This window comes from Streptococcus sp. HMSC073A12, assembly GCF_001812815.1.
In the GTDB taxonomy this organism is placed as follows: Bacteria; Bacillota; Bacilli; order Lactobacillales; family Streptococcaceae; genus Streptococcus; species Streptococcus vaginalis.
Map to the genome: position 1 here is coordinate 170,557 of NZ_KV810539.1, position 21,877 is coordinate 192,433.

The 21,877-nt window shown below is 38.0% G+C and carries 21 protein-coding genes, 1 pseudogene and 1 riboswitch; of the genes and pseudogenes, 17 read left to right on the forward strand and 5 right to left on the reverse strand.

Annotated features, from left to right (window positions below; all coding sequences use genetic code 11):
• Window positions 1–72 precede the first annotated feature (72 nt).
• The 6 genes from HMPREF2876_RS06165 (at window position 73) to HMPREF2876_RS06190 (ending at window position 4,973) form a co-directional block, all read left to right on the forward strand.
• Window positions 73–624 carry a GNAT family N-acetyltransferase gene (locus HMPREF2876_RS06165; RefSeq protein ID WP_024051591.1) on the forward strand — a complete coding sequence of 184 codons (552 nt, stop codon included), beginning with the start codon at window positions 73–75 and terminating at the stop codon, window positions 622–624.
• On the forward strand, window positions 617–1,894 hold the full coding sequence (gene spxR, locus HMPREF2876_RS06170) for a CBS-HotDog domain-containing transcription factor SpxR (RefSeq protein ID WP_070241666.1): 1,278 nt from the start codon (window positions 617–619) through the stop codon (window positions 1,892–1,894). Before HMPREF2876_RS06165 ends, spxR begins: the two co-directional genes overlap by 8 nt.
• 24 nt (window positions 1,895–1,918) lie before the next feature.
• On the forward strand, window positions 1,919–2,776 hold the full coding sequence (locus HMPREF2876_RS06175) for a methionyl aminopeptidase (protein ID WP_024051589.1): 858 nt from the start codon (window positions 1,919–1,921) through the stop codon (window positions 2,774–2,776).
• 50 nt (window positions 2,777–2,826) lie between these two features.
• Window positions 2,827–3,735 carry a YihY/virulence factor BrkB family protein gene (locus HMPREF2876_RS06180; protein WP_024051588.1) on the forward strand — a complete coding sequence of 303 codons (909 nt, stop codon included), beginning with the start codon at window positions 2,827–2,829 and terminating at the stop codon, window positions 3,733–3,735.
• Between the two features lie 70 nt (window positions 3,736–3,805).
• On the forward strand, window positions 3,806–4,255 hold the full coding sequence (locus HMPREF2876_RS06185; protein WP_024051587.1) for a MarR family winged helix-turn-helix transcriptional regulator: 450 nt from the start codon (window positions 3,806–3,808) through the stop codon (window positions 4,253–4,255).
• 10 nt (window positions 4,256–4,265) lie between these two features.
• A complete protein-coding gene (locus HMPREF2876_RS06190; RefSeq protein WP_024051586.1) occupies window positions 4,266–4,973 on the forward strand; it encodes a B3/B4 domain-containing protein in 708 nt (235 codons plus the stop codon).
• A gap of 65 nt (window positions 4,974–5,038) precedes the next feature.
• Here HMPREF2876_RS06190 and HMPREF2876_RS06195 read toward each other — a convergent pair whose 3' ends face one another.
• Entirely contained in the window at window positions 5,039–5,482 is a 444-nt protein-coding gene (locus HMPREF2876_RS06195) for a GtrA family protein (protein WP_024051585.1), read from the reverse strand.
• 28 nt (window positions 5,483–5,510) lie between these two features.
• Window positions 5,511–5,619, forward strand: a riboswitch (PreQ1 riboswitch).
• On the opposite strand from HMPREF2876_RS06195, the gene HMPREF2876_RS06200 reads away from it, so the two are divergent.
• The gene (locus HMPREF2876_RS06200) at window positions 5,617–6,126 is read left to right on the forward strand and encodes a QueT transporter family protein (protein WP_024051584.1); all 510 of its coding nucleotides are present in this window, start codon (window positions 5,617–5,619) and stop codon (window positions 6,124–6,126) included. (Overlaps the previous riboswitch by 3 nt.)
• A gap of 135 nt (window positions 6,127–6,261) precedes the next feature.
• Here the strand turns inward: HMPREF2876_RS06200 and HMPREF2876_RS06205 are convergent, their stop codons facing one another.
• Window positions 6,262–7,209, reverse strand: a complete 948-nt coding sequence (locus HMPREF2876_RS06205; protein ID WP_024051583.1) for a 2-dehydropantoate 2-reductase — start codon at window positions 7,207–7,209, stop codon at window positions 6,262–6,264.
• A 197-nt stretch (window positions 7,210–7,406) separates the two neighbouring features.
• Here HMPREF2876_RS06205 and ligA point away from each other — a divergent pair, with 197 nt between their 5' ends.
• The 5 genes from ligA (at window position 7,407) to kphA (ending at window position 13,296) form a co-directional block, all read left to right on the forward strand.
• Window positions 7,407–9,365, forward strand: coding sequence for an NAD-dependent DNA ligase LigA (ligA, locus tag HMPREF2876_RS06210; RefSeq protein WP_024051582.1), 1,959 nt, complete (start codon window positions 7,407–7,409; stop codon window positions 9,363–9,365).
• Between the two features lie 8 nt (window positions 9,366–9,373).
• Complete coding sequence (locus HMPREF2876_RS06215) at window positions 9,374–10,333, forward strand: diacylglycerol kinase family lipid kinase (protein WP_024051581.1); 960 nt, start codon at window positions 9,374–9,376, stop codon at window positions 10,331–10,333.
• A gap of 13 nt (window positions 10,334–10,346) precedes the next feature.
• Window positions 10,347–12,647: a type I pullulanase gene (gene pulA / locus HMPREF2876_RS06220; protein WP_024051580.1), complete on the forward strand. Its 2,301-nt coding sequence runs from the start codon at window positions 10,347–10,349 to the stop codon at window positions 12,645–12,647.
• 118 nt (window positions 12,648–12,765) lie between these two features.
• Window positions 12,766–13,038, forward strand: a complete 273-nt coding sequence (gene rpsP, locus HMPREF2876_RS06225; RefSeq protein WP_003024685.1) for a 30S ribosomal protein S16 — start codon at window positions 12,766–12,768, stop codon at window positions 13,036–13,038.
• Window positions 13,039–13,056: 18 nt separating this feature from the next.
• Complete coding sequence (kphA, locus tag HMPREF2876_RS06230) at window positions 13,057–13,296, forward strand: RNA-binding protein KphA (RefSeq protein WP_003001620.1); 240 nt, start codon at window positions 13,057–13,059, stop codon at window positions 13,294–13,296.
• Between the two features lie 44 nt (window positions 13,297–13,340).
• Here the strand turns inward: kphA and HMPREF2876_RS10490 are convergent.
• The 3 genes and pseudogenes from HMPREF2876_RS10490 to HMPREF2876_RS06250 all read right to left on the reverse strand — a co-directional run bounded on the left by HMPREF2876_RS10490 (window position 13,341) and on the right by HMPREF2876_RS06250 (window position 15,825).
• Window positions 13,341–14,653, reverse strand: a pseudogene (locus HMPREF2876_RS10490) (IS3 family transposase).
• A 99-nt stretch (window positions 14,654–14,752) separates the two neighbouring features.
• Window positions 14,753–15,262 carry a transcription repressor NadR gene (locus HMPREF2876_RS06245; RefSeq protein ID WP_024051576.1) on the reverse strand — a complete coding sequence of 170 codons (510 nt, stop codon included), beginning with the start codon at window positions 15,260–15,262 and terminating at the stop codon, window positions 14,753–14,755.
• A 38-nt stretch (window positions 15,263–15,300) separates the two neighbouring features.
• The gene (locus HMPREF2876_RS06250) at window positions 15,301–15,825 is read right to left on the reverse strand and encodes an ECF transporter S component (protein ID WP_024051575.1); all 525 of its coding nucleotides are present in this window, start codon (window positions 15,823–15,825) and stop codon (window positions 15,301–15,303) included.
• A gap of 143 nt (window positions 15,826–15,968) precedes the next feature.
• On the opposite strand from HMPREF2876_RS06250, the gene HMPREF2876_RS06255 reads away from it, so the two are divergent.
• From HMPREF2876_RS06255 to HMPREF2876_RS06275, 5 genes are all read left to right on the forward strand, one after another.
• Window positions 15,969–16,832, forward strand: a complete 864-nt coding sequence (locus HMPREF2876_RS06255; RefSeq protein ID WP_024051574.1) for a GNAT family N-acetyltransferase — start codon at window positions 15,969–15,971, stop codon at window positions 16,830–16,832.
• A 55-nt stretch (window positions 16,833–16,887) separates the two neighbouring features.
• Complete coding sequence (locus HMPREF2876_RS06260; RefSeq protein ID WP_024051573.1) at window positions 16,888–17,520, forward strand: copper homeostasis protein CutC; 633 nt, start codon at window positions 16,888–16,890, stop codon at window positions 17,518–17,520.
• Between the two features lie 12 nt (window positions 17,521–17,532).
• Window positions 17,533–18,204, forward strand: coding sequence for an MmcQ/YjbR family DNA-binding protein (locus HMPREF2876_RS06265; RefSeq protein ID WP_070241669.1), 672 nt, complete (start codon window positions 17,533–17,535; stop codon window positions 18,202–18,204).
• Between the two features lie 95 nt (window positions 18,205–18,299).
• The gene (locus tag HMPREF2876_RS06270; RefSeq protein ID WP_070584478.1) at window positions 18,300–20,042 is read left to right on the forward strand and encodes an ABC transporter ATP-binding protein; all 1,743 of its coding nucleotides are present in this window, start codon (window positions 18,300–18,302) and stop codon (window positions 20,040–20,042) included.
• On the forward strand, window positions 20,042–21,784 hold the full coding sequence (locus HMPREF2876_RS06275) for an ABC transporter ATP-binding protein (RefSeq protein ID WP_070584480.1): 1,743 nt from the start codon (window positions 20,042–20,044) through the stop codon (window positions 21,782–21,784). Before HMPREF2876_RS06270 ends, HMPREF2876_RS06275 begins: the two co-directional genes overlap by 1 nt.
• Window positions 21,785–21,877 lie beyond the last annotated feature (93 nt).

Here is a 21,877-nt window from a genome sequence, read left to right on the forward strand (position 1 = left end):
AACAGCGTTGACATGATGAGGTGAAATAGCCCAGTTGGCGTACCAACTGGGTCTTATCTTTAGAGGTAAGATATGAATTTGTGGACAAAATTGGCGGAATTCGCCTTTATAGAAACAGAACATTTAGTATTACGTCCATTTTCCTTTATGGATAGTGAAGATTTTTATAAAATTGCCTCCAATCCTGAAAATCTACGCTTCATTTTTCCTGTGCAGGCTAATTTACAAGAAAGCCAACATGTATTGGCTAATTATTTTATGAAACATCCTCTTGGAATTTGGGCGATTTGTGATAAAGCTTCTGAGAAAATGATCGGATCTATCAAATTTGAAAAGATAGACGAAATCAAGGGCGAAGCAGAGCTTGGTTATTTTCTTCGGCATGATTATTGGGGACATGGTCTGATGACTGAGTGCGTCAAAAATATTGTTTATTTGGCATTTACACAGTTTGATTTGAAGCGACTTTATATTATAACTCATCTGGAAAACAAAGCCAGCCAAATAGTTGCCGAGAAGACAGGATTTTCTTGTAGGCGGCAGTTCAAGGGGAGCGACCGTTATACACGTAAAATGCGGGATTATTTAGAGTTTTGCTATGAAAAAGGAGACTTTCATGAGTAAACATCAAGAAATTATCGCTTATTTGGAAGAATTACCAGTAGGAAAGCGTGTTAGTGTACGCAGTATTTCCAATTATTTAGGAGTAAGCGAGGGGACTGCTTATCGTGCGATTAAAGAAGCTGAAAATCGTGGATTGGTAGAAACACGTCCTCGTAGCGGCACGATTCGCGTAAAATCTCCCAAAGTAGAGCTGGAGCACTTAACATTTAAAGAAATTGCTGAAATTACGAGATCAGAAGTCTTAGCTGGTCAAGACGGACTTGAAAAGGAATTCAGTAAATTCTCAATCGGGGCAATGACCGAGAAGAATCTTTTGCGTTACTTAACGGAAGGAGGTCTCTTGATTATTGGAGACCGCACCCGTATTCAGTTATTGGCTTTGAAGCATGAAAATGCTGTTTTAGTGACAGGTGGCTTAGAAGTGAGTCCTGATGTTTTAAAATTAGCGAATCGCTTAAGCATTCCTGTTCTAAGATCACAACATGATACCTTTACAGTTGCGACAATCATCAATCGTGCATTGTCTAATATGCAGATTAAAACAGATATTTTAACAGTGGAGCAAGTGTATCGGGGGAGTCATGAATATGGATTCTTGAAAGATACTGATACCGTTCGTGATTTTATGGATTTGGTCCGGAAAAATCGCAACAGTCGTTTTCCTGTCGTTAATCAGCACCATATGGTAGTTGGCGTGGTGACCATGCGTGATACTGGTGACAAGTCTCCTCACACGATTTTAGATAAAGTCATGACAAAAAATATCTATGCCGTCACTTTAAACACCAGTATTGCCAATGTTAGCCAGCGTATGATTACAGAAGACTTTGAAATGGTACCAGTCATTCGGAGCAATCAAACTCTTCTTGGAGTCATTACGCGTCGTGATGTCATGGAAAAAATGAGTCGCGACCAAGTCTCCAGCCTGCCCACTTTCAGCGATCAAGTCTCTCAAAAACTGCGTCACATTAATGATGAATTTACTTTTGTTGTAGAACCCTTTATGTTAGAAAATAACGGTGTCTTATCTAATGGTATTTTGACAGAAATTTTAACGACAGCAACGCATCAGTATGTGACCTCTGGCAAGAAGAATATTGTCATTGAGCAAATGACAATTTATTTCTTGCAAGCTGTTCAGATTGATGAAAGTTTGACACTTCGACCAAGAATTGTCCGACAAACAAGGCACTCTGCTATTTTGGATTACGATATTTACCTCAAACTTCAACTGGTTGCAAAAGTAACAATTACAGTAAAAATAAATTAATACCTCAGATATTAAGGAGAAAGAATGATAACTTTAAAATCACAACGTGAAATTGATTTAATGGAAAAAAGCGGTGCATTTCTCGCCAGTATTCATATTGGTTTAAGGGATTTGATTAAGCCAGGTATTGACATGTGGGAAATTGAAGAATACGTCCGCAGACGTTGTAAGGAAGATAATGCTCTTCCGCTTCAAATTGGTGTAGAAGGGAGCATCATGGACTACCCTTATGCCACTTGCTGCTCATTGAATGACGAAGTGGCACATGCTTTTCCACGCCACCAAAAATTGGTTGAGGGCGACTTAATTAAAGTCGATATGGTTGTTGGCTTGGTTGATAAAGCTGAGTTAGATGTTTCTAAACTCGATTTCAATAATGTGGAACAAATGAAATACTATACGGAAAATTTCCGTGGAGGTGTGGCGGATTCTTGCTGGGCTTATGCAGTTGGTCAAGTGAGTGAAGAAGTACAACAATTGATGGAGGTTACAAAAGAATGCCTTTATCGTGGAATTGAAGCTGCTCAAGTTGGCAATAGGATTGGTGACATTGGTGCAGCGATTCAAGAATATGCGGAAAGTCATGGTTATGGTGTTGTTCGTGACTTAGTAGGACATGGTGTTGGACCAACTATGCACGAAGAGCCAATGGTGCCTCATTACGGACGTGCTGGACGCGGATTACGTCTTCGTGAAGGCATGGTCTTGACAATTGAGCCGATGATTTCAACAGGTACTTGGGAGATTGACACAGATTTTGAGACGGGGTGGGCTCATAAAACGCTGGACGGTGGACTTTCTTGTCAATACGAACATCAATTTGTGATTACCAAAAATGGACCTGTTATCTTAACTAGCCAAGGAGAAGAAGGAACTTATTAAAAATAAGAATAGAAAGGGGCTTTTTGCTCAGTATTCTAGTAGGAGACGAGATGAAAAAGTTTGTTTCTAAGATTGGACAGAATCCGTTTTTACAATCCTTTTTTAAATTTTATCAAGCATCAGAGATTGATTTAACAAGCATTGCGGTGGCATATTATTTGCTGATTTCGATTTTTCCGTTGTTATTGATTGTTGTGAATATATTGCCTTATTTTCAAATTCCGATAGCAGAATTTTTGGAAGCAATGGAAGATGTTCTGCCTGAATCGCTGTATGAAGTCGTTGCAAAGGTTACCCGAAATTTGATAACTCAGCCTTCTTCTGGCTTATTGAGTTTTTCTATCCTTTCGGCTCTATGGGCATTTTCACAATCAATGTCATTTTTGCAAAAAGCATTTAATAAAGCTTATGGTGTTGCAAAAGATAGAGGTCTGATATCACATAGATTATTTAGTTTAGTCATTAGCTTGGGGTTGCAATTTCTCTTTGCCTTGTCTCTTTTACTGACAATGTTTGGGAGAATGTCGCTTCGCTTGCTTCATAGCTTTTGGGAGTTTGATGATCAACTATATGCCAGTTTGCAAAGAATGACCCAGCCGACTATTTACACCTTGCTGTTTCTTTCTTTACTGATGCTTTATTACTTTTTACCCAATGTAAAAATCAGGAAAATCCGCTATGTTCTGCCAGGAACGATTTTTGTAGTTTTTACGATTGGGGTATTGTTAAATTTATTTTCCGTTTATTTGGACACTTATGTAAATCACTTAATGGATGTCCGATTTTTTAGTTCCATTTTTGTTGTCTTCGTCATGATTTGGTTTACCCTCATTGCCCAAATTATGATTATTGGGGCAATCTTAAATGCAAGTTATCAAGGTTGTCACGAAAAAGAATTTGAAACGAGGCACAAACAACTGACAACGAGACTTATAAAAAATAAAGAGAAGTTTAAATGAAACTTCTTTTTTGCAGTTATTTTATTGCATTTGCAATAAAATGTGGTATAATATTGCTCAAGGAGGCAATATGACGATTTTGCGAGAGATTGGTATCATCGCCCGAGCGTTGGATTCAATGGCGAATATTGAATTTCGCCATGTTGATTTGGCCAAAGGGCAGTATCTTTATTTGGTTCGTATCGTAGAAAATCCCGGTATTATTCAAGAAGAGCTTTCAGATTTGCTGAAAGTTGATCGTTCAACTGTTGCTCGCTCCGTCAAAAAATTAGAGAGTAAAGGTTTGATTGAAAGAAGAAGTGTAGCTGGAAATTTAAAAAATAAAGAGCTTTTTGCGACAGATACAGGAAAAAAACTTTATCCGTTTATCTTATCAGAGCACACTTATTCTGAGCAGCAGGCTTTGACAGGATTTCCCAAAGAAGACGCTCAATTGTTAGAAGACATGTTAGTAAAGGTGCGACAGAATATTACTGATGATTGGGAATTGGTTAAAAAAGGTCAAAAAAGAAATTATTGAGAGGTGTAAAATGAAAGTCACAGTTGAAAACGAATTTTGGGAATTATTCCCTCAAGCACAAATTAGCATTATGGTTGTTAAAGGCTTGGATAATAGCGTTGACGAAAGCAAAGACCCTTATTTTAAATCTTTGTTGGACAAGGGAAGCAAGCGAGCAGAAGATTTTATCGTAGATGAAACCTTTACGCAAAATGACGTGATTCAAGAATGGCGCGGTGCTTTCAGTAAGTTTAAAACTAAAAAAGGTGCGCGTTCTTCTATTGAAGCTCTTTTAAAAAGGGTAAGTCAAGGTCGTGAGTTCAATCCAATCAATCCATTGGTGGATATTTATAATAGTGTATCACTTTCCTATGCTGTTCCTTGTGGTGGTGAAGATATTGCTAAGATTCAAGGAGGCTTGCATCTTGGAAAAGCGCAAGGAGGCGAACCTTTCTTTCCACTTGGTGCAGAGACAGACGCACCAGCTCTTCCAGAGGAAATTATTTATTATGATGATGAAGGAGCTGTTTGTCGTTGTTTTAACTGGAGGGAAGCGCAACGGACAATGCTGACTGAAGGCACAAAGGATGCAGTATTAGTCATCGAAGCAATCAATGAAGACCAAGCTAAACGCGCGCAAGCAGCTATGCAGGAATTGCAAAGTTTAGTTGAAGATTATTTTGGAGTCAAAGGAGAAATCACTCATCTAACAATTGACAATCCAAGTGTAGATATTTAAGAAAAAAGAGCCTCAAAGCTCTTTTAGATTGCAGAGAAACCACCATTTGAGGTAGGTTTGTCTTTTTAATTAGTTGATTTATTTTTAAATACAAAGACTTTACTAAAAACATAATTGAGCACAATAATAACGATTTGAGCAAATAAAGTTTCAATGGTATTAACCGCTTTGATATCATTGTGGACAAATTGACCAATAATGCTAGGAAATGTTGTAACAAAAATGAATGTGAGCCCCATGTCCAGCAGAAAAGTGGAAAGTCGCGCAAGAGCAAATTTGACAAAACGAGCGCCCCAGCCCCTTCTTTGTTGCTTAAAAACAATTGTGTCATTTGTCGCAAAAGAAAAAAGAATTCCAGCAATATTACCTATCGCTGTAGAAAGCAATTCATTACTCGTGAAAGCATAACAAAGCATACGTGTAAGAACTGCAACAACAGTTGTAGCAACACCAAAAAATAAATAAGATAAAATTTCGTTGTCAAAAAAGTGTTTAACATATTTTTTCATAGATTTAGTCTATCATATTTGCAAAAAATGTGCTATACTTGAAAGGCTGTATTCGTTTTGTCAATACAGCCCTTGGCGCTTAGTTCCCTTTCGTCAAGCATATTACACGCGGTTTAGCCGCTAAAGGAGAAAACATGGAAAAAATTACTGTTCGTGATATGGCTCAGATTGCTCTTGTTGCTGCGATTTATGTCGCACTAACAATGACACCGCCCTTGAATGCTATTAGCTATGGTGCCTACCAATTTCGGATTTCTGAAATGATGAACTTTATGGCTTTTTATAAACCAAAGTACATCATCGGAGTCACGTTGGGGTGTATGATTGCAAATTTATTTAGTTTTGGAATCATCGATGTCTTTGTCGGTGGTGGCTCAACTTTGGTCTTTTTGATCTTAGGTGTGTATTTCTTTAGAAAATACATGCATGAATACTTGTTTAATGGACTGATCAATAAAGCTTTCTTTTATTTTGCGATTTTCTTTTCACTTTCTATGGTTACCATTGCAGCTGAATTGTATCTTGTCGCTAAAGCACCGTTCTTTTTGACTTGGTTTACGACAGCAGTAGGTGAGTTTGCTTCACTCATCATTGGTGGAATTTTAATGGACAAGCTAAATAAGCGGATTGATTTAGGAAAATAATTTTTGTTAATATTAGATTCAATAAAAAATATGCCCAAAAATTCTTCGGCATATTTTTGTTTATCTAGAAATTAAAAAATATAAGACCATATCGTTTTATGATTTTTGTAAAAACAATGAATTTTCTAGCTAAGTTTATTTTGCACCTAATAATTGTTCTTTACAATGGACGAGTTCGGTTATAAGGGCACAGTATGGCGTGTCTACACCATATTGTTGTCCCTTTCGTGCAATAGCTCCGTTGATATAATCAATTTCTGTCAAACGATTGTACTCGTTCAAATCTTGATACATTGACGGATAATGTAAGCCAATTGTATCGCGATTATAACAATTCTTTTCAATGTAGTCCACGGTTTCTGTGACATTCAAGTCTACATTTTCGTGTTTTGCAACTTCTGCAAACTCGCTAACAATTTTCACAACAATATTATGTGCAGGAGTAGTGTCTCCAAAGTCTGCCATATTAGCAAGCAAAAGGGTACACAGACTATTCATCGTTCCGTTGACACAAGCTTTTTTATAAATGGCATATAAGATATTTTCTGTGTATTGCGCATTTAATCCGGCAGAATTCAAGGTTTCAATGACTTTATAAGCTGCTTGTTCGGCTTTTGGATCTGCGACTAAATTCTTCAAAGCGATTGAGCCGTTTCCGAATAATTTTGCACGTTCAGGTTCTTCCATACCAGCAGTCCACATGGTATTTCCAATCATAATTTGATTTCTTGGGACATATTTTTCAATGACTTCTTCGTGACCAATCCCATTTAATAGACAGAGAACAGCAGTATTATCATGTATCAAAGGTTGAATATCTGCTAACATCGCTTCTAGCTGCATGGCTTTTGTAAACAGAATAATTAAGTCATTAGATAAGGTTGGATCTACTTCACTTTGCAAATAGATGGGCAACTTGGCAACAACTTCTTCGCCGTTTAAGTTAGCTTGTAAGCCATCTTTTTGGATAGCTGTGACATGTTCTTTCCAACCATCTACTAAAGTCACTTTATGCCCTGCTCGATGCAACATCAGAGCAAAGCGGCTACCCATGGCACCGACACCTGCAATTGTAATATTCATACTAACAATTCTCCTAGCTTTTTATTTATAGTATATTTTACTTCTTTTATGTATTTTAATCAATTAAATTTTGGAAATTTATCATATTTGATGTGACGATGATTATTTTTCTGCTATTTTACATTTTTGTCTAATTTTTTGTAAAGAATATAGGTAAGAATGCTGTAGAAACACATGAATTATGATAAAATAGAAATATGAAAGACAGAATGTTAGAACTGGTGAAGTTGCTCAATCAGTATGCTCATGAATATTATACGACTGATAATCCAAGCGTATCGGACAGTGAATATGATAAGCTGTATCATGAATTATTAGATTTAGAAAAGCAGTATCCAGAGTTCGTTCAGCCTGATAGCCCAACTCATCGTGTGGGAGGTAAGGTTTTAGAAGGTTTTGAAAAATACCAACACCAGTATCCGCTCTATAGTTTGCAGGATGCTTTTTCACGTGAAGAGTTAGATGTATTTGATGCACGGATTCGGAAAGATTTTCCAGATGTTAGCTATCTATGTGAACTAAAAATTGACGGCCTCTCTGTTTCTCTCATGTATGAAAAGGGGATTTTAGTTGCAGGAGCGACTCGCGGAGACGGTTCTGTTGGTGAAAATATCACAGAAAATCTGAAAAGAGTGAAAGATATTCCTTTAAAGTTGCCAAGCGAAGTTGATATGACTGTCCGTGGTGAATGTTATATGCCACGTAGCTCTTTTGATGCGGTGAATCAGCTACGTCAGGAAAACGGAGAACCAGAATTTGCTAATCCGAGAAATGCAGCGGCAGGAACATTGCGTCAGTTGGATACGGCGATTGTTGCCAAGCGAAATCTTGCAACCTTTCTCTATCAAGAGGCCAGTCCGACAAGTGCGACGAGCCAAGAAGCTGTTTTAAATCAGTTATCTAAAAATGGATTCAGTGTGAATGAGTGGCATATTTTGGCACATTCGATGGATGAAGTGTGGCGGTTTATTGGACAAATCGCTCAAGAACGCGACCAGTTACCGTATGATATTGACGGTGTTGTAATCAAGGTAAATGATTTGGCGGTACAAGAAGAGCTTGGTTTTACCGTAAAAGCACCTAAATGGGCGATTGCTTACAAATTTCCAGCCGAGGAAAAAGAAGCGCAGCTTTTATCAGTTGACTGGACGGTTGGGCGGACTGGAGTTGTTACGCCGACCGCTAACTTGACGCCTGTGCAATTAGCAGGGACAACGGTCAGCCGAGCCACTTTGCACAATGTAGATTACATTGCTGAAAAAGATATTCGCAAAGACGATACAGTTATCGTTTATAAGGCGGGCGACATTATTCCGGCTGTTTTGCGAGTGGTTGAAAGCAAGCGCCAATCAAAAGAGAAATTGGAGATTCCAAAGAATTGTCCAAGTTGCAACAGCGAGTTGATTCACTTTGAAGATGAGGTTGCTTTGCGCTGTATCAATCCACGTTGTCCTGCACAAATCAAAGAAGGCTTGATTCATTTTGCTAGTCGCGATGCCATGAATATCACTGGTCTTGGTCCTGCTGTTGTAGAAAAGTTATTTGATCAGCAGTTGGTAAATGATGTGGCTGGCATTTATCGCTTGACTGTCGAAGATTTGCTGCAATTGGAAAATTTTAAGGAAAAATCAGCTAATAAGTTGTATACTGCTATTCAGGCTTCCAAGGAAAATTCTGCTGAGAAATTATTATTTGGCTTGGGCATTCGCCATGTTGGAAGTAAAGCCAGTCAGATTTTGTTGGAGCATTTTCATGATTTGGAGCAATTAGCAAAAGCAAAAAGAGAAGAAATTGCTGCGCTGGATAGTCTAGGAATGGTGATTTCTGAGAGTCTTTCCAGCTATTTCGCACAAGAAGGAACTCATATTTTATTGTCGGAATTAAAAGAAGCGGGATTAAATTTCACCTACCTTGGCGAAAAAGTGGCAGCAGATGCAGCGCTTTCTGGATTGACCGTTGTTTTAACAGGAAAATTGGAACGTCTCAATCGTTCAGAAGCAAAAGCGAAATTAGAAAGTTTAGGTGCAAAGGTGACGAGCTCGGTATCTAAGAAAACAAGTCTAGTCGTTGCCGGAGCAGATGCAGGAAGTAAATTAACAAAAGCTCAAGAGTTGGGCATAACCATTCGTGATGAAGCTTGGCTTGAGAGTTTATAGAGGTTTGTATGGAAACAGCTAGAAAAAGAGCACGATTGATTTATAATCCGACCTCTGGTCAGGAAATTATTAAAAAAAATATCGCAGAAGTTTTAGACGTTTTAGAAGATGTAGGCTATGAAACAAGTGCTTATCAGACGACGCCAGCTCCTTTATCAGCTCAAAATGAAGCAGAGAGAGCAGCCAAAGCGGGATTTGATTTAATTGTTGCAGCTGGTGGCGATGGGACAATCAATGAAGTGGTCAATGGGGTAGCACCGTTGAAAAATCGTCCAAAGTTGGCGTTTATTCCAACTGGTACGACCAATGATTATGCACGCGCCCTCAAGATTCCAATGGGGGATCCGGTGGCAGCAGCTCGTATCATTGAAAAAAATCAAACTATAAAAATGGATATTGGTCAGGCTTATGGGAAAAAATATTTTATTAACATTGCTGCAGCGGGAACTTTGACAGAATTGACCTATAGTGTTCCAAGTGAAGTCAAGTCACGTCTAGGCTACCTTGCCTATGTCGCAAAAGGAGCAGAAATGCTGCCAAAATCTAAATTACGCAAGGTACACATTGAGCACGACCACGGTGTGTTTGAAGGTAAGGTCTCTTTGATTTTTGTTGCCTTGACAAATTCAATCGGTGGTTTTGAAAAATTAGCGCCAGATACAGTGCTAGATGATGGTAATTTTACCTTGATTTTGGTGAAAACTGCTCGGTTGTTTGATATGTTGGCGTTGATGATTCAAGCAATCAATGGTGGTCAACATGTGACAGATGTGAATGTAGAATATTTAAAAACAAGTAAGTTAAAGTTAGAAGTTTTAGACAAAAAAGCCCCATTCATGTTAAATCTGGATGGCGAATATGGTGGAGATACTCCTGTTGAATTGGAAGTTCTTCATAACCATTTAGAATTTTTTGCAAATATTGATGAGATTAGCGATAGTGCTTTGTCATTGGAGAATAAAGAATAATCAGGAGAATGTGATGTTAGACTATCGTGTCTTAATCCATTACCATAATCAATTAGGAAATTATGCAGCCTATAATATGTGGAAATGGCAAATGAATAAATGGGGAGAAGAGAGTACTTTTTCCCAGTATGATGATTTCGGGATTCAAGGAACCTTGTCCTATAAAAGCGAACAAGCTTTGAGTAATGTCCATGTCATTGTAAAAACAACCGATTGGTCTCATCAGTCGGTTGACTATTCCATTCAGTTGTTACCATCTCATTTAGTGACTGAGGTTTGGATTATAGAAGGAGACAGTCAAGTTTATTATTCTAGGCAGGCTGCTATGACTAGTCCGTATCATGCAAAGCAAGATCCTCATGCTTTTGATATGGCATTAGACAGCAAACATTTTGATCAGCATTGGGGGTATCAAGGTTGGTTAGGGTGTCGGTATAATGGTGAACAAGCAGAATTCAAACTCTGGGCACCGACTGCAAAAAAAGTTCAGCTAGTAGTCTACAAGAATAGCACTAACAAAGCGAAAATCTGGAAGGTCTACGACTTACAAAGAGGAGAAGATTTTTCCAAAGATCATGCTAAAAATACAATCGGAATTTGGTCTCGAGTGATTTCAGATGACTTGGCAAATAAAGCCTATCAGTACCAGCTAGAGTTTGAACATCACAAAACAGTAACACGCGATCCGTATGCGGAAGCCGTAACGGAAGATGGAAAGCGTTCTGTCATTTTATCGCCTGCGGAGCGAAATCCAAAACATTTCCAAGTGAAACAAGGGCAACAGGCAATTTGGCGTCTAAAGAATCCTTGTCAAGCTGTTATTTATGAGATGCATGTACGAGATTTGACGAAGTCTAGCAGTTCTGGCGTGTCTAAAAAACACCGAGGAACCTTTTTAGGGGCTTGTCAAAAAGGAACCAAAAATCGATCTGGCCAGGCGACGGGATTTGATTATATCCAATCTTTAGGTATCAATGTTGTACAATTGCAGCCCATCTCTGATCGACATAAAGAGTATGATTGGCATGGAAATGTGACCTACAATTGGGGGTATGATCCACAAAATTACAATGCTCCAGAAACAAGTTTTTCAACTGATCCAGCAAACCCATCTCAAGGAATGCGGGATTTAAAAACGATGATTCAAGCCTATCATGATGCGGGCATTTCCGTAGTGATAGATGTCGTGTATAACCATATTTATTCGACTCATGATTCACCGTTTCAACAAGCAGTGCCTGATTATTACTATCGAATGAATCCAGACGGATCTTTCCAAAATGGAACAGGTGTGGGGAGCGAGACAGCCAGCGAGCATGAAATGTTTCGTAAATATATGATTGATTCTATCCTTTATTGGGTAAAAGAGTATAATATTGATGGTTTTCGTTTTGATTTAATGGGCATTCATGATATTGAAACGATGCGTCAAATTCGGGAAGCGTTAGATAAAATTGACCCGAGAATTCTCACATACGGTGAAGGTTGGGATATGGGGACAGGATTGCTTCCGCTTGACAAAGCCAAAAAAGATAATGCCTTTGAATTACCTAATATCGGATTTTTCAACGATACTGAACGTGATGCTATCAAAGGCGCAGAGGTTTATGGTGGTTTGAAAGCTGGCTTTGTAAGTGGTCAAGCGACAGAATCAATTGTTGCCAAGGCAATTCTAGGAAGTAGTGAACTAGGAACCTATCTGGAGCCAAAACAAGTTGTTAATTATGTAGAAGCGCATGATAATTACAATTTGCACGATTTGTTAGCTGAACTGCACCCAGATGATGATGAATTGACTCGTACTAAGCGGATTGAATTAGCAACTGCGATGAATCTCCTCTTGCAAGGCATGAGTTTTATGGAGTTGGGACAGGAATTTTTACGTAGCAAGCTAGTAGCAACTGGAGAAAATGGTCAAACTATTCAGGAAGATTATGAACGTGCTATGAATAGTTATAATGCTCCTGATACTGTTAATCAGGTAAATTGGGATTTGATAGCTGATCACCAAGAAAGTATCAACTATATCAAACAGATGATCCATTTAAAAACGACAACAAAAGAATTTTCTTACCAGCATTATGATGACATTTACCAGCATGCCTTTGTACATTCGGCGTATTCCGGAAGTGGAATTGTCATTTTTGAAGTAAAAGATGATAATTATTACCTCGTAATTTTTAATGCAAGTGGTGAGAGATACAATATTGAAGATATTGGAAATTTGAAACTTGTAGCTGGAAATAGTCGTCAAGTTAGCGATTCTTTTGTTGAAGATCTGACAGCTACAGTCTTTGAAGTCGTAGAATGGTAATATCAAAAGATGTCAAGATTTTTTCTTGACACCTTTTCTTTCTTGTGATAAGATAGAGTGTGTTGGGAATAGTTCTGCTATTCCTAAAAATAAAAAAGAGAAAAGAGAAATTTTTAAAATGGCAGTTAAAATTCGTTTAACTCGTATGGGTTCTAAGAAAAAACCTTTCTACCGTATCAATGTAGCAGACTCACGTTCACCACGTGACGGACGTTTTATCGAAACAGTTGGAACTTACAATCCACTTGTTGCTGAAAACCAAGTAACTTTAAAAGAAGATCGTATTCTTGACTGGTTGTCAAAAGGTGCTCAACCTTCTGATACTGTTCGTAACATTCTTTCAAAAGCTGGCGTTATGAAGAAATTCCACGATTCTAAATACTCTAAATAATAGAAGTGCAGGTTGACTATGGACACGATTGAAAATCTTATTATTGCGATAGTGAAACCTTTGATTTCACAACCAGATGCTTTAACTATCAAGATTGAAGATACACCAGAATTTTTGGAATATCATTTAGATCTTGACCCTAGTGATGTTGGACGTGTAATCGGTCGTAAAGGTCGCACGATCTCTGCGATAAGAACGATTGTTTATTCTGTCCCAACCGAAGATAAAAAAGTCAGAATTGTTATTGATGAGAAATAAAAATGGAGCCATTCTGTACTGACCCCCAAAAGTTGGACAAATAATTATTGAAAGGATTTAGTTCTGTATTGCACAGGGCTAAGTCCTTTTAGTTTGACCTTAATTCGTTTGTTGTTGTAATAATCAATGTAGTTCACAATAGCTTGTTCAAGGTCTTGTCTTCTAAAGACCTAAAGTGATTCTCATAGCCATAAAACATTTCGGATTTCAAAATGCCAAAGAAAGATTCCATCATACCATTGTCTGGGCTATTACCCTTGCGCGACATAGATGCTTGAATTCCCTTACTCTCTAGGAAATGATGATAAGAATCGTGTTGGTATTGCCAGCCCTGGTTGCTATGGAGAATCGTATTCTCATAGTGTTTCTCTGTGAAGGCCTGTTTTAACATGCTCTTCACTTGTTCCAAGTTCGGTGAAGTAGAAAGATTATAAGCGATGATTTCACTGTTGAAACCATCTAAAACAGGTGATAAATAGAGTTTCTGCGTGCCATTCGGAATAGAAAACTCTGTCACATCCGTATAGCACTTTTCCATTGGCCTCGATGCTTCAAACTGGCGTTGAATGAGATACTCTGCTTTCTTGCCAATCTCTCCTTGGTAGGAAGAATACTTCCGTTTGCGACGAATTCGAGCCTATGATTAATCACAAATCCGCGATTCCTTAATTCTAAATGGATTCGACGATAGCCATAGTTGCCTGTATGTTCATTATAAATGGCTTGTATTTCATCCTTTAGATCTTTATCCTTATCTGGTTGATCCAGCTGTTTCAATTGATAATAGTAAGTTGAGCGAGCTAAACATGCTGTTTCAAGAAGTAAATATAATCGAAATCCTCCTGAAACCATTTCTCTAACTGTCTCTGCCTTTCTCGCTCTAAGGCTTCGTCCCTTTCCTCTAACTTTTTAGGTAGGCCACCTCAGTACGTAACCGTTCATTCTCCTCCTGAAGTCGCTCTAGTTCTGTCATTTCTTCCCAAGTTTTCTTCCGTTTACGTCCCATTTTAGCTGGTCTCCCTTTTGTTTTCTCAACAAGAGTATACCCGTTTTTCTTGTATTGCGCCAGCCAATTTGGAAACATTCCTTGGTTTGGGAGGGCATAATCAAGACTAACACTTCTTTGCGAACGACCTTCAAGAAGAACTTTATCAATCATTTCTTGTTTTAATTCTGGAAAATAATAACGATTCTTTCCTTTCTTGACTATTTCTATCCCGTAACGAGCAATCAAACTAAACATGTATGTCAGTGTAGAAATACGTACTCCAAATTTATTTGAGAGTTGCTTTAAGCTGATTCCTTGTTTTTTTAGTTCATAGATTCGCACTTTATCTTCATAACTCAATTTCGTAATAAAATACCCCAAAAGTTAGATTTTTTCTGTCTAATTTTTGGGGTGCAGATCATTCAGGCTCTATTTTTTTGAAATCTATGTAGAAATCATGTTTGAATTTTATAATAAAAATCCCAATTTTTCTAGTGCTTTTTCGACATAGTCTAAATCTTGTTGCGAATCAGCTTCTACTAGATGATAATGGACACCGTCTGTCAATTCAGATAAACCGCGGAAATTGGTCTCGTGAATTTGTTGAATGAAATGCTGAACATCTCTGCGGCAAGTTAATTTCAGATAGGTTTGAATTTCCCCATAAACGGGATGCTCTACCATAATATTTTGAACTCGTCCACCATTATCTACAATTGCCAGTAATTCCGCTTCAATATCTTCAATCGTATGCTTAACTTTAAAAAGCTGGTGATAATATTTAGCAGTATCATTCGTTTTGTAAATATAGCCTCGATTTGTGCTAATAATAGGAGCGCCATCTGCTCGTAAAACGGCAATGTCTTGTACAATGATTTGTCGAGTAACATGGAATTTCTCTGCTAAAATTTGTCCATTTAAGGGAGTTTCCGCAGTTTTTAAAAGCTGTAATAAATCTGTTCTTCTTTGTTTTATCATAAATTCATTGTAGAATAAATCTGTTAAATATTCAAGATTTAGCGGATTTTTTGTAGAGCTTTATAGATAAATTGTGCAATGATAAAATCAACGATACTATGAATGATAGTTCCAACTCCTACAAGGATGAAAAGCAGATAAAACATATTTGCTGGAAAAGAAGTTGAGGCGTAAAAGATGAGGCAAGCAAGGACTTCAGCAATTGCATGAATAAAAGCAAGGACAATATTAAGAATCCAAGTCTGGATTGGTTTATCTAAAGTTTTAGGATATTTTTTTAGATAAAGAGCGCCTACCAAGCCGAAGCATAGGTGCGACAGGGCACGAAGAACGATAACAATGGGATAACCAGCTACTAAAAAACCAAAAGTAGATCCTAGAATAACGATCAAAGCCATTAACGGCGAGATAAACATGGCTAAAAAGATGGGAACATGGCTTGCCAAAGTGTAGGATGCAGGCGGAATAATAATCTTTGCAGGCATAACCATGGGAATAACAATAGCTAGTGCGGTCAGAAGAGCTGTAAGAGTTATAAATTGATTTTTTGTTTTAGGTTTCATAATTTTCTCCTTTTTACTGTATATACACAAGTATAGTATACTGTTTTTTCAGGTAATGTCAAGAGAAAATTTTGATAGAATAGGACAGAATTCCTAAACAATCTGTGTCATTTCTGTTAGAATGTCAGTAAGAGGAGAATATTATGATAGATGTAAAGAAACAACCAGAGTATATTTCCATTGATTCTTCCTTACGTTTGCGAAAGTATGATGGACAAGCTCACCTCGCTTTTTCTTGGTATCAAGACCTTGAGGTAATCCGTTTGACTGATGGTAGTAGAGCGCCTTACACACTTCAACGAATCAAGAAAATGTATGATTATCTTACTCAGCAGGGAGAAGTGTATTTTATTGAAGTTTTGACAAATGCAGGGTGGCAGCCGATTTGTGATGTGAGTTTTTGGCAAGAGGATATGCCGATTGTTATTGGCAATTCAGCTTATCGTGGTCAGGGAATCGGGAGGACAGTTGTTCAGGTATTGATTGAACGCGGACGTAAGTTGGGTTATAAGCGCTTGTATGTTCAAGAAATCTATGATTATAATGAAGCTTCTAAGAAGATGTTTGAGTCAGTAGGGTTTTATCCTTTGGAAAAGACTGGAAATGGGCATCGCTATGCTTTGGATTTGATGCTTCCTTTGTCAGCTATTCAACCAAGTCAATTTTATCTTTCTGAGAAGAAATTAGAGCAGGTACAGATATGGTTCGATACAAAGGACATAAACGCCTTAAATCCTTTACCAATTAAGCGATTGAAAGGTAAAATCTTTTTAACTGATGGCCACAGCAGAGCATTTATAGCCTATCAAGCTGGTTTTGAAGAGATTCCAGTTTATGCAGAAGAGGACAATTTGAATTGGGATTTCTATTACTATTGCCTTCAAACTTGTGAAGAAAAAGGAATTTTTACGATAAAAGATTTAGAAAATCGTATCTTGTCTGAGTCGGATCATAGGAAAAAATGGTTGGATTGGTGCCAGCGAGTCGCGAAAGATTTTGAAGAATAAATAGTAATTATGTTATAATAAACAAGAAAATGCTTTCACATAGAAGAGGTCGAAAATGATTTATGAATTTTGTGCAGAAAATGTGACTAATTTGGAAAAAGCCATGCAGGCTGGTGCTCGACGAATTGAACTTTGTGATAATCTAGCAGTTGGCGGAACAACGCCTAGTTACGGTGTCATAAAAGCGGCTGTTGAGCTAGCAAAACCTTACAATGTGACCGTTATGACGATGATTCGTCCACGCGGGGGAGACTTTGTATACAATGACTTGGAATTGGAAATCATGCTAGAAGACATTCAAATGGCGCGCAGCGCTGGGACACACGGACTTGTTTTTGGTGTTTTGACAACTGCTAATAAAATTGATTATCCAAAAATGGCAAAATTATTAAAAGCCTCGCAAGGGCTGGAAGTCGTCTTTCACATGGCTTTTGACGCTACTCCAAGAGAACATCAATTTAGTGAAATGGACTGGCTAATGGAACATAGCGTGAAACGGATTCTAACTCACGGTGGACTGGCAGAAGAGCCGATTCAAGAGCATTTTTCTTGGTTATATGAATTGATAAATCATGCAGCTGGTAGGATTGATATTTTACCAGGAGGCGGTATTACGGTTGATAATCGTGATGAAATTGTTGCAAAGCTCGGCGTCAATCAACTTCATGGTACCAAAATTGTATTTTAGAAAGTGAAGATCATGTTAGACTTATTTGAGAAATATCAAGCAAATCCAGAAAAATTACAGGTATTTGGTTTTGAAAAAAGAGGAGAAGAGTTTGTTTATTCTCAGGAAATAATGAATGGTGATTTTCTGTTACAGCTAAAACTTCAGGGTGAGAAGCTGGACTACCAAGTGTTTGACCAAGAGGCTGGTGATGAATACGTGCAAGTCAAAATGAAGACTATGACAGGTGAATTTGTCGGTCAAGTCCGTGAAGCTTGTCAGGAGATTTTTTTGATGATTCGAGCTAATTGTTTTGAGGAAGTTGGCTTTCTTTATGAACAGAGCAGTCGCTTGCAAGATTATGTTGCAAAAACCTATGATGGAAAGCTAGAATACCTCTGGGAAAAGTCTTCCAGGAAGAGTTCTACCAAAGCTGGAGTTTTCCGTCATCAGGACAGTAAAAAATGGTATGGAGCCTTTCTGACTACAGATTGGTCTAAGTTTGAAAATGGCAAAACTGGTCAAATAGAAGTGCTGAATGTCAAAAACAATCAAGTAGCTAATTTGCTTAAGAAAGCAGGAATTTACCCAGCATTTCACATGAATAAAAAATATTGGCTGAGCCTGCCCTTGGATGATACTTTGACGGATACAGAACTTTTTTCCCTTTTAGATAAGAGTTTTGAATTGACCCAAAAGAAATGAGGAACACAGTTAGGTTGCGCTAGCTGCGTTTTATTTTTACAGATAATGCAACAAAATAATGTATAATGGTAATTAGTAATAGCAGAGGAGAAAATATGAATCTTATCAGAAAATTGGGCTGGTTTTTCAAACTGGAGAAAAAACGTTATATTATCGGAATTCTAGCCTTGTATTTGGTTAGTGTTTTTAATTTAATTCCTCCTAGAGTAATTGGTGTGGTCATTGACCGTATTGTTAGTCGAAATCTAACATCAGAGCAATTACTTTTAAATCTTTCACTTTTGGTTGCTTCGGCCTTTATTATGTATGGTCTGCGTTATCTTTGGCGTCTATATATTTTTGGTACGGCAAATCACTTGGGACGACTTTTACGTTCTCAACTCTTTGAGCACTTTACCCAAATGGCATCGTCTTTTTACCAAAAATATCGAACAGGAGATTTGATGGCGCATGCAACGAATGACATTAATGCAGTTGTAAGTGTGGCAGGTGGGGGTGTCATGTCGGCGGTAGATGCCTCTATCACAGCACTGGTAACGCTGCTGACTATGTTTTTTGTTTTAGACTGGCGCTTGACTTTGATTGCTATTTTGCCATTGCCATTTCTTTCCTGGGGAACCAGTTTAATTGGACGAAAAAATCATGAGAGCTTTAAAGCGGCTCAGGAGGCCTTTTCTGACTTGAATAACAAGGTACAGGAAAGCGTTTCGGGGATTAAAGTGACGAAGTCTTTTGGCTATCAAAAAGCAGAAAGTTACTCTTTTGCTAGAACAAATCAGGATGTCTATGAGAAGAATATTTTAGCTGCTAAATACAATTCCCTCTTCGACCCTATGGTTCTGATTTTCATCGGCTTATCTTATGCGTTAACTTTGATTTTTGGGGGAATATTCATCTCTAGAGGGCAATTTACAGTCGGGGAATTAGTGACATTTATTACTTATCTAGATATGCTGGTATGGCCTTTGCAGGCGATGGGCTATCTCTTCAACATCAGCCAGAGGGGAATGGTGTCTTATGAGCGGATTGAGCGACTGTTAGCAGAAAAATCTGATGTCAAAGAGACAAAAAAACCAGTTTCCCCTATCCAAAACGGTCGTTTGGTCTATAACATTAAATGTTTTTCTTATAAGGAAACAGCAACTTTGTCCAATATTCACTTTTCGTTAGAAAAAGGGCAAACGTTAGGAATCGTCGGACAAACAGGTTCTGGTAAGACGACACTTTTGCGCTTACTGATGAGAGAGCAAGATATTCAAGATGGTGCTATTTATCTGAATAATCATGATATTCGAGAGTATAGATTAAAGGATTTGCGGAGTTTGATTGGTTATGTACCACAGGAGCAGATTCTTTTTGCGATGTCAATTGCGGACAATATTCGTTTTGCAAATCCAGACTTGTCAGTTGACGAAGTGATTCAAGCTAGTAAACTTTGTGGTCTTTATGAGGATATTATTGCCATGCCAGAAGGCTTTCAGACGATTGTCGGTGAACGAGGGGTATCGCTTTCAGGAGGTCAAAAGCAACGATTAGCGATGAGTCGAGCGCTCGTTCTGAAACCAGATATTTTAATATTGGATGATTCTTTGTCTGCTGTTGATGCTAAAACAGAGCATTTGATTTTGGAAAATCTCAAGGAAGAACGAGACAGCAAAACGACGATTATTACTGCTCACCGATTGTCAGCAGTTGTTCATGCAGATTTGATTTTGGTGATGGAGAATGGACGCATTAAAGAGCGTGGCACTCACCAAGAATTGCTGGCTCAAAACGGTTGGTATGCACAAACTTATCATAAACAACAATTGGCAGAAAATCTAAAGGAGGATCGATAATGAGAAAACAAGTAACCTTTTATCGCCTTCTAACTTATATGTGGCGTTATAAATGGATTAGCATTTTGGCGCTCGTTTTCATCTTTGCGACAACCTTGGTAACGACAACTTTGCCACTTTTAGCTCGCTATTTCATTGACCATTTTATTAGTCGTTATCAGATTATGACAGGTTTTTATGTTCTGATTATGTACTATGCTCTTTTTCTTTTGCGAGTGTTATTTACTTTCTTGGGACAATATTCTTTTGCGCATGTGGCACATAGCATTGTACGTGATTTGCGTCAGGAAAGTTTTGAAAATATTGAACATTTAGGGATGGTCTATTTTGATCAGACCCCAGCAGGAGCGATTGTCTCCCGTTTGACAAATGATACACAAGCGGTTTCATATATGTTTAGTAGTATTTTTTCAAGTTTTTTAAGCTCTGTTTTTATTCTTGTTGTAACATTGGTGACGATGTTTAGCTTGAATTGGCGATTGACAGGTCTTATTGTACTCTTTTTACCAGTCATGTTAGGTTCCATTTTGCTTTATCAACGCTTATCTAATCGTCTCCTCAAGCTTGTCAGAAGTAAACTAAGCGATTTGAATGTTAAACTTTCTGAAAGTATTGAGGGAATGCGAATTATTCAGGCATTTAGTCAGGAAAAGCGTCTAATAAATGAATTTGAAGCGATTAACGGGGAGCATTTGGAGTATACAGTTCGCTATCTCAATATCAATAGCCTTTTTCTCCGTCCAGCTATGTCTTTGCTGAAAATTTTAGCTTATGCAGTTATTTTAGCCTATTTTGGCTTTACTTGGCAGGTTGCAGGAGTGACAGCAGGAGTCATGTATGCTTTTATCCAATATGTCAATCAACTTTTCAATCCTCTGATTGATTTGATGCAGAATTACTCTGTTTTACAGACATCTATGGTGGATGCAGACCGTGTTTTTGAAATAATAGATCGTAAGGACTATGAGCCCAAGCAAGCTAATCTTCCATTGGAAATTACAGCTGGGAATATTGAATTTCGTCATGTTTCTTTTTCTTATGACAGCAAGCGTGATGTTCTGAAAGATATTTCATTTTCAGTCAAGCAGGGGGAAACAATCGCCTTTGTCGGTGCGACAGGCTCAGGCAAGTCTTCGATTATCAATCTCTTTCTGCGATTTTATGAATTTGAAAGAGGAGAAATTTTAATTGATGATCAAAATATTAAGGATTACAGCCAAGCTGAACTGCGTCGCAATATCGGTTTAGTTCTTCAAGATCCTTTCCTCTATCACGGTACCATTGCTTCTAATATACAAATGTATCAGGAAAATATGAGTCGAGAAGATATTGTAGAAGCTGCTAAGTTTGTGGATGCTCACGACTTTATTAGTCAGCTTCCTGCAGAATATGACAGTCCAGTAACCGAGCGAGGTGCGACTTTTTCAAGCGGACAAAGACAACTATTGGCTTTTGCGAGAACAATTGCTAGCAAGCCCAAAATCTTGATTTTGGACGAAGCAACTGCTAATATTGACTCAGAGACCGAAGAACTTATCCAAACTTCTCTGAAAAAAATGCGCCAAGGACGAACGACGATTGCCATTGCTCACCGTCTGTCTACCATTCAGGACGCTAACTGCATTTATGTCATGGAGCAGGGGCGTATCATTGAATCTGGCACACACGAAGAGCTTCTAGCGCTTAAGGGTACTTATTATAAAATGTATCAATTGCAGGCTGGAATGATGAAAGAAGAGTGATATGTTAAAGAAAAGGCTGTGCAAAAAGTGTCCCAGCTTCTATCAGATTTAGTAATAAAAGAATAACGCAGTAGGTGATTGGACTCTTCATTC

Bases quoted from the DNA above. Each gene is read 5' to 3' on its own strand.
- HMPREF2876_RS06180 (WP_024051588.1), top strand. From the start codon at position 2,827: ATGAAAAAGTTTGTTTCTAAGATTGGACAGAATCCGTTTTTACAATCC.
- kphA (WP_003001620.1), top strand. From the start codon at position 13,057: ATGGACACGATTGAAAATCTTATTATTGCGATAGTGAAACCTTTGATT.
- HMPREF2876_RS06175 (WP_024051589.1), top strand. From the start codon at position 1,919: ATGATAACTTTAAAATCACAACGTGAAATTGATTTAATGGAAAAAAGC.
- spxR (WP_070241666.1), top strand. From the start codon at position 617: ATGAGTAAACATCAAGAAATTATCGCTTATTTGGAAGAATTACCAGTA.
- HMPREF2876_RS06265 (WP_070241669.1), top strand. From the start codon at position 17,533: ATGTTAGACTTATTTGAGAAATATCAAGCAAATCCAGAAAAATTACAG.
- HMPREF2876_RS06260 (WP_024051573.1), top strand. From the start codon at position 16,888: ATGATTTATGAATTTTGTGCAGAAAATGTGACTAATTTGGAAAAAGCC.
- HMPREF2876_RS06195 (WP_024051585.1), bottom strand. From the start codon at position 5,482: ATGAAAAAATATGTTAAACACTTTTTTGACAACGAAATTTTATCTTAT.
- HMPREF2876_RS06200 (WP_024051584.1), top strand. From the start codon at position 5,617: ATGGAAAAAATTACTGTTCGTGATATGGCTCAGATTGCTCTTGTTGCT.
- HMPREF2876_RS06270 (WP_070584478.1), top strand. From the start codon at position 18,300: ATGAATCTTATCAGAAAATTGGGCTGGTTTTTCAAACTGGAGAAAAAA.
- HMPREF2876_RS06255 (WP_024051574.1), top strand. From the start codon at position 15,969: ATGATAGATGTAAAGAAACAACCAGAGTATATTTCCATTGATTCTTCC.
- pulA (WP_024051580.1), top strand. From the start codon at position 10,347: ATGTTAGACTATCGTGTCTTAATCCATTACCATAATCAATTAGGAAAT.
- HMPREF2876_RS06165 (WP_024051591.1), top strand. From the start codon at position 73: ATGAATTTGTGGACAAAATTGGCGGAATTCGCCTTTATAGAAACAGAA.
- HMPREF2876_RS06185 (WP_024051587.1), top strand. From the start codon at position 3,806: ATGACGATTTTGCGAGAGATTGGTATCATCGCCCGAGCGTTGGATTCA.
- HMPREF2876_RS06275 (WP_070584480.1), top strand. From the start codon at position 20,042: ATGAGAAAACAAGTAACCTTTTATCGCCTTCTAACTTATATGTGGCGT.
- HMPREF2876_RS06215 (WP_024051581.1), top strand. From the start codon at position 9,374: ATGGAAACAGCTAGAAAAAGAGCACGATTGATTTATAATCCGACCTCT.
- HMPREF2876_RS06190 (WP_024051586.1), top strand. From the start codon at position 4,266: ATGAAAGTCACAGTTGAAAACGAATTTTGGGAATTATTCCCTCAAGCA.
- ligA (WP_024051582.1), top strand. From the start codon at position 7,407: ATGAAAGACAGAATGTTAGAACTGGTGAAGTTGCTCAATCAGTATGCT.
- HMPREF2876_RS06245 (WP_024051576.1), bottom strand. From the start codon at position 15,262: ATGATAAAACAAAGAAGAACAGATTTATTACAGCTTTTAAAAACTGCG.
- HMPREF2876_RS06250 (WP_024051575.1), bottom strand. From the start codon at position 15,825: ATGAAACCTAAAACAAAAAATCAATTTATAACTCTTACAGCTCTTCTG.
- HMPREF2876_RS06205 (WP_024051583.1), bottom strand. From the start codon at position 7,209: ATGAATATTACAATTGCAGGTGTCGGTGCCATGGGTAGCCGCTTTGCT.
- rpsP (WP_003024685.1), top strand. From the start codon at position 12,766: ATGGCAGTTAAAATTCGTTTAACTCGTATGGGTTCTAAGAAAAAACCT.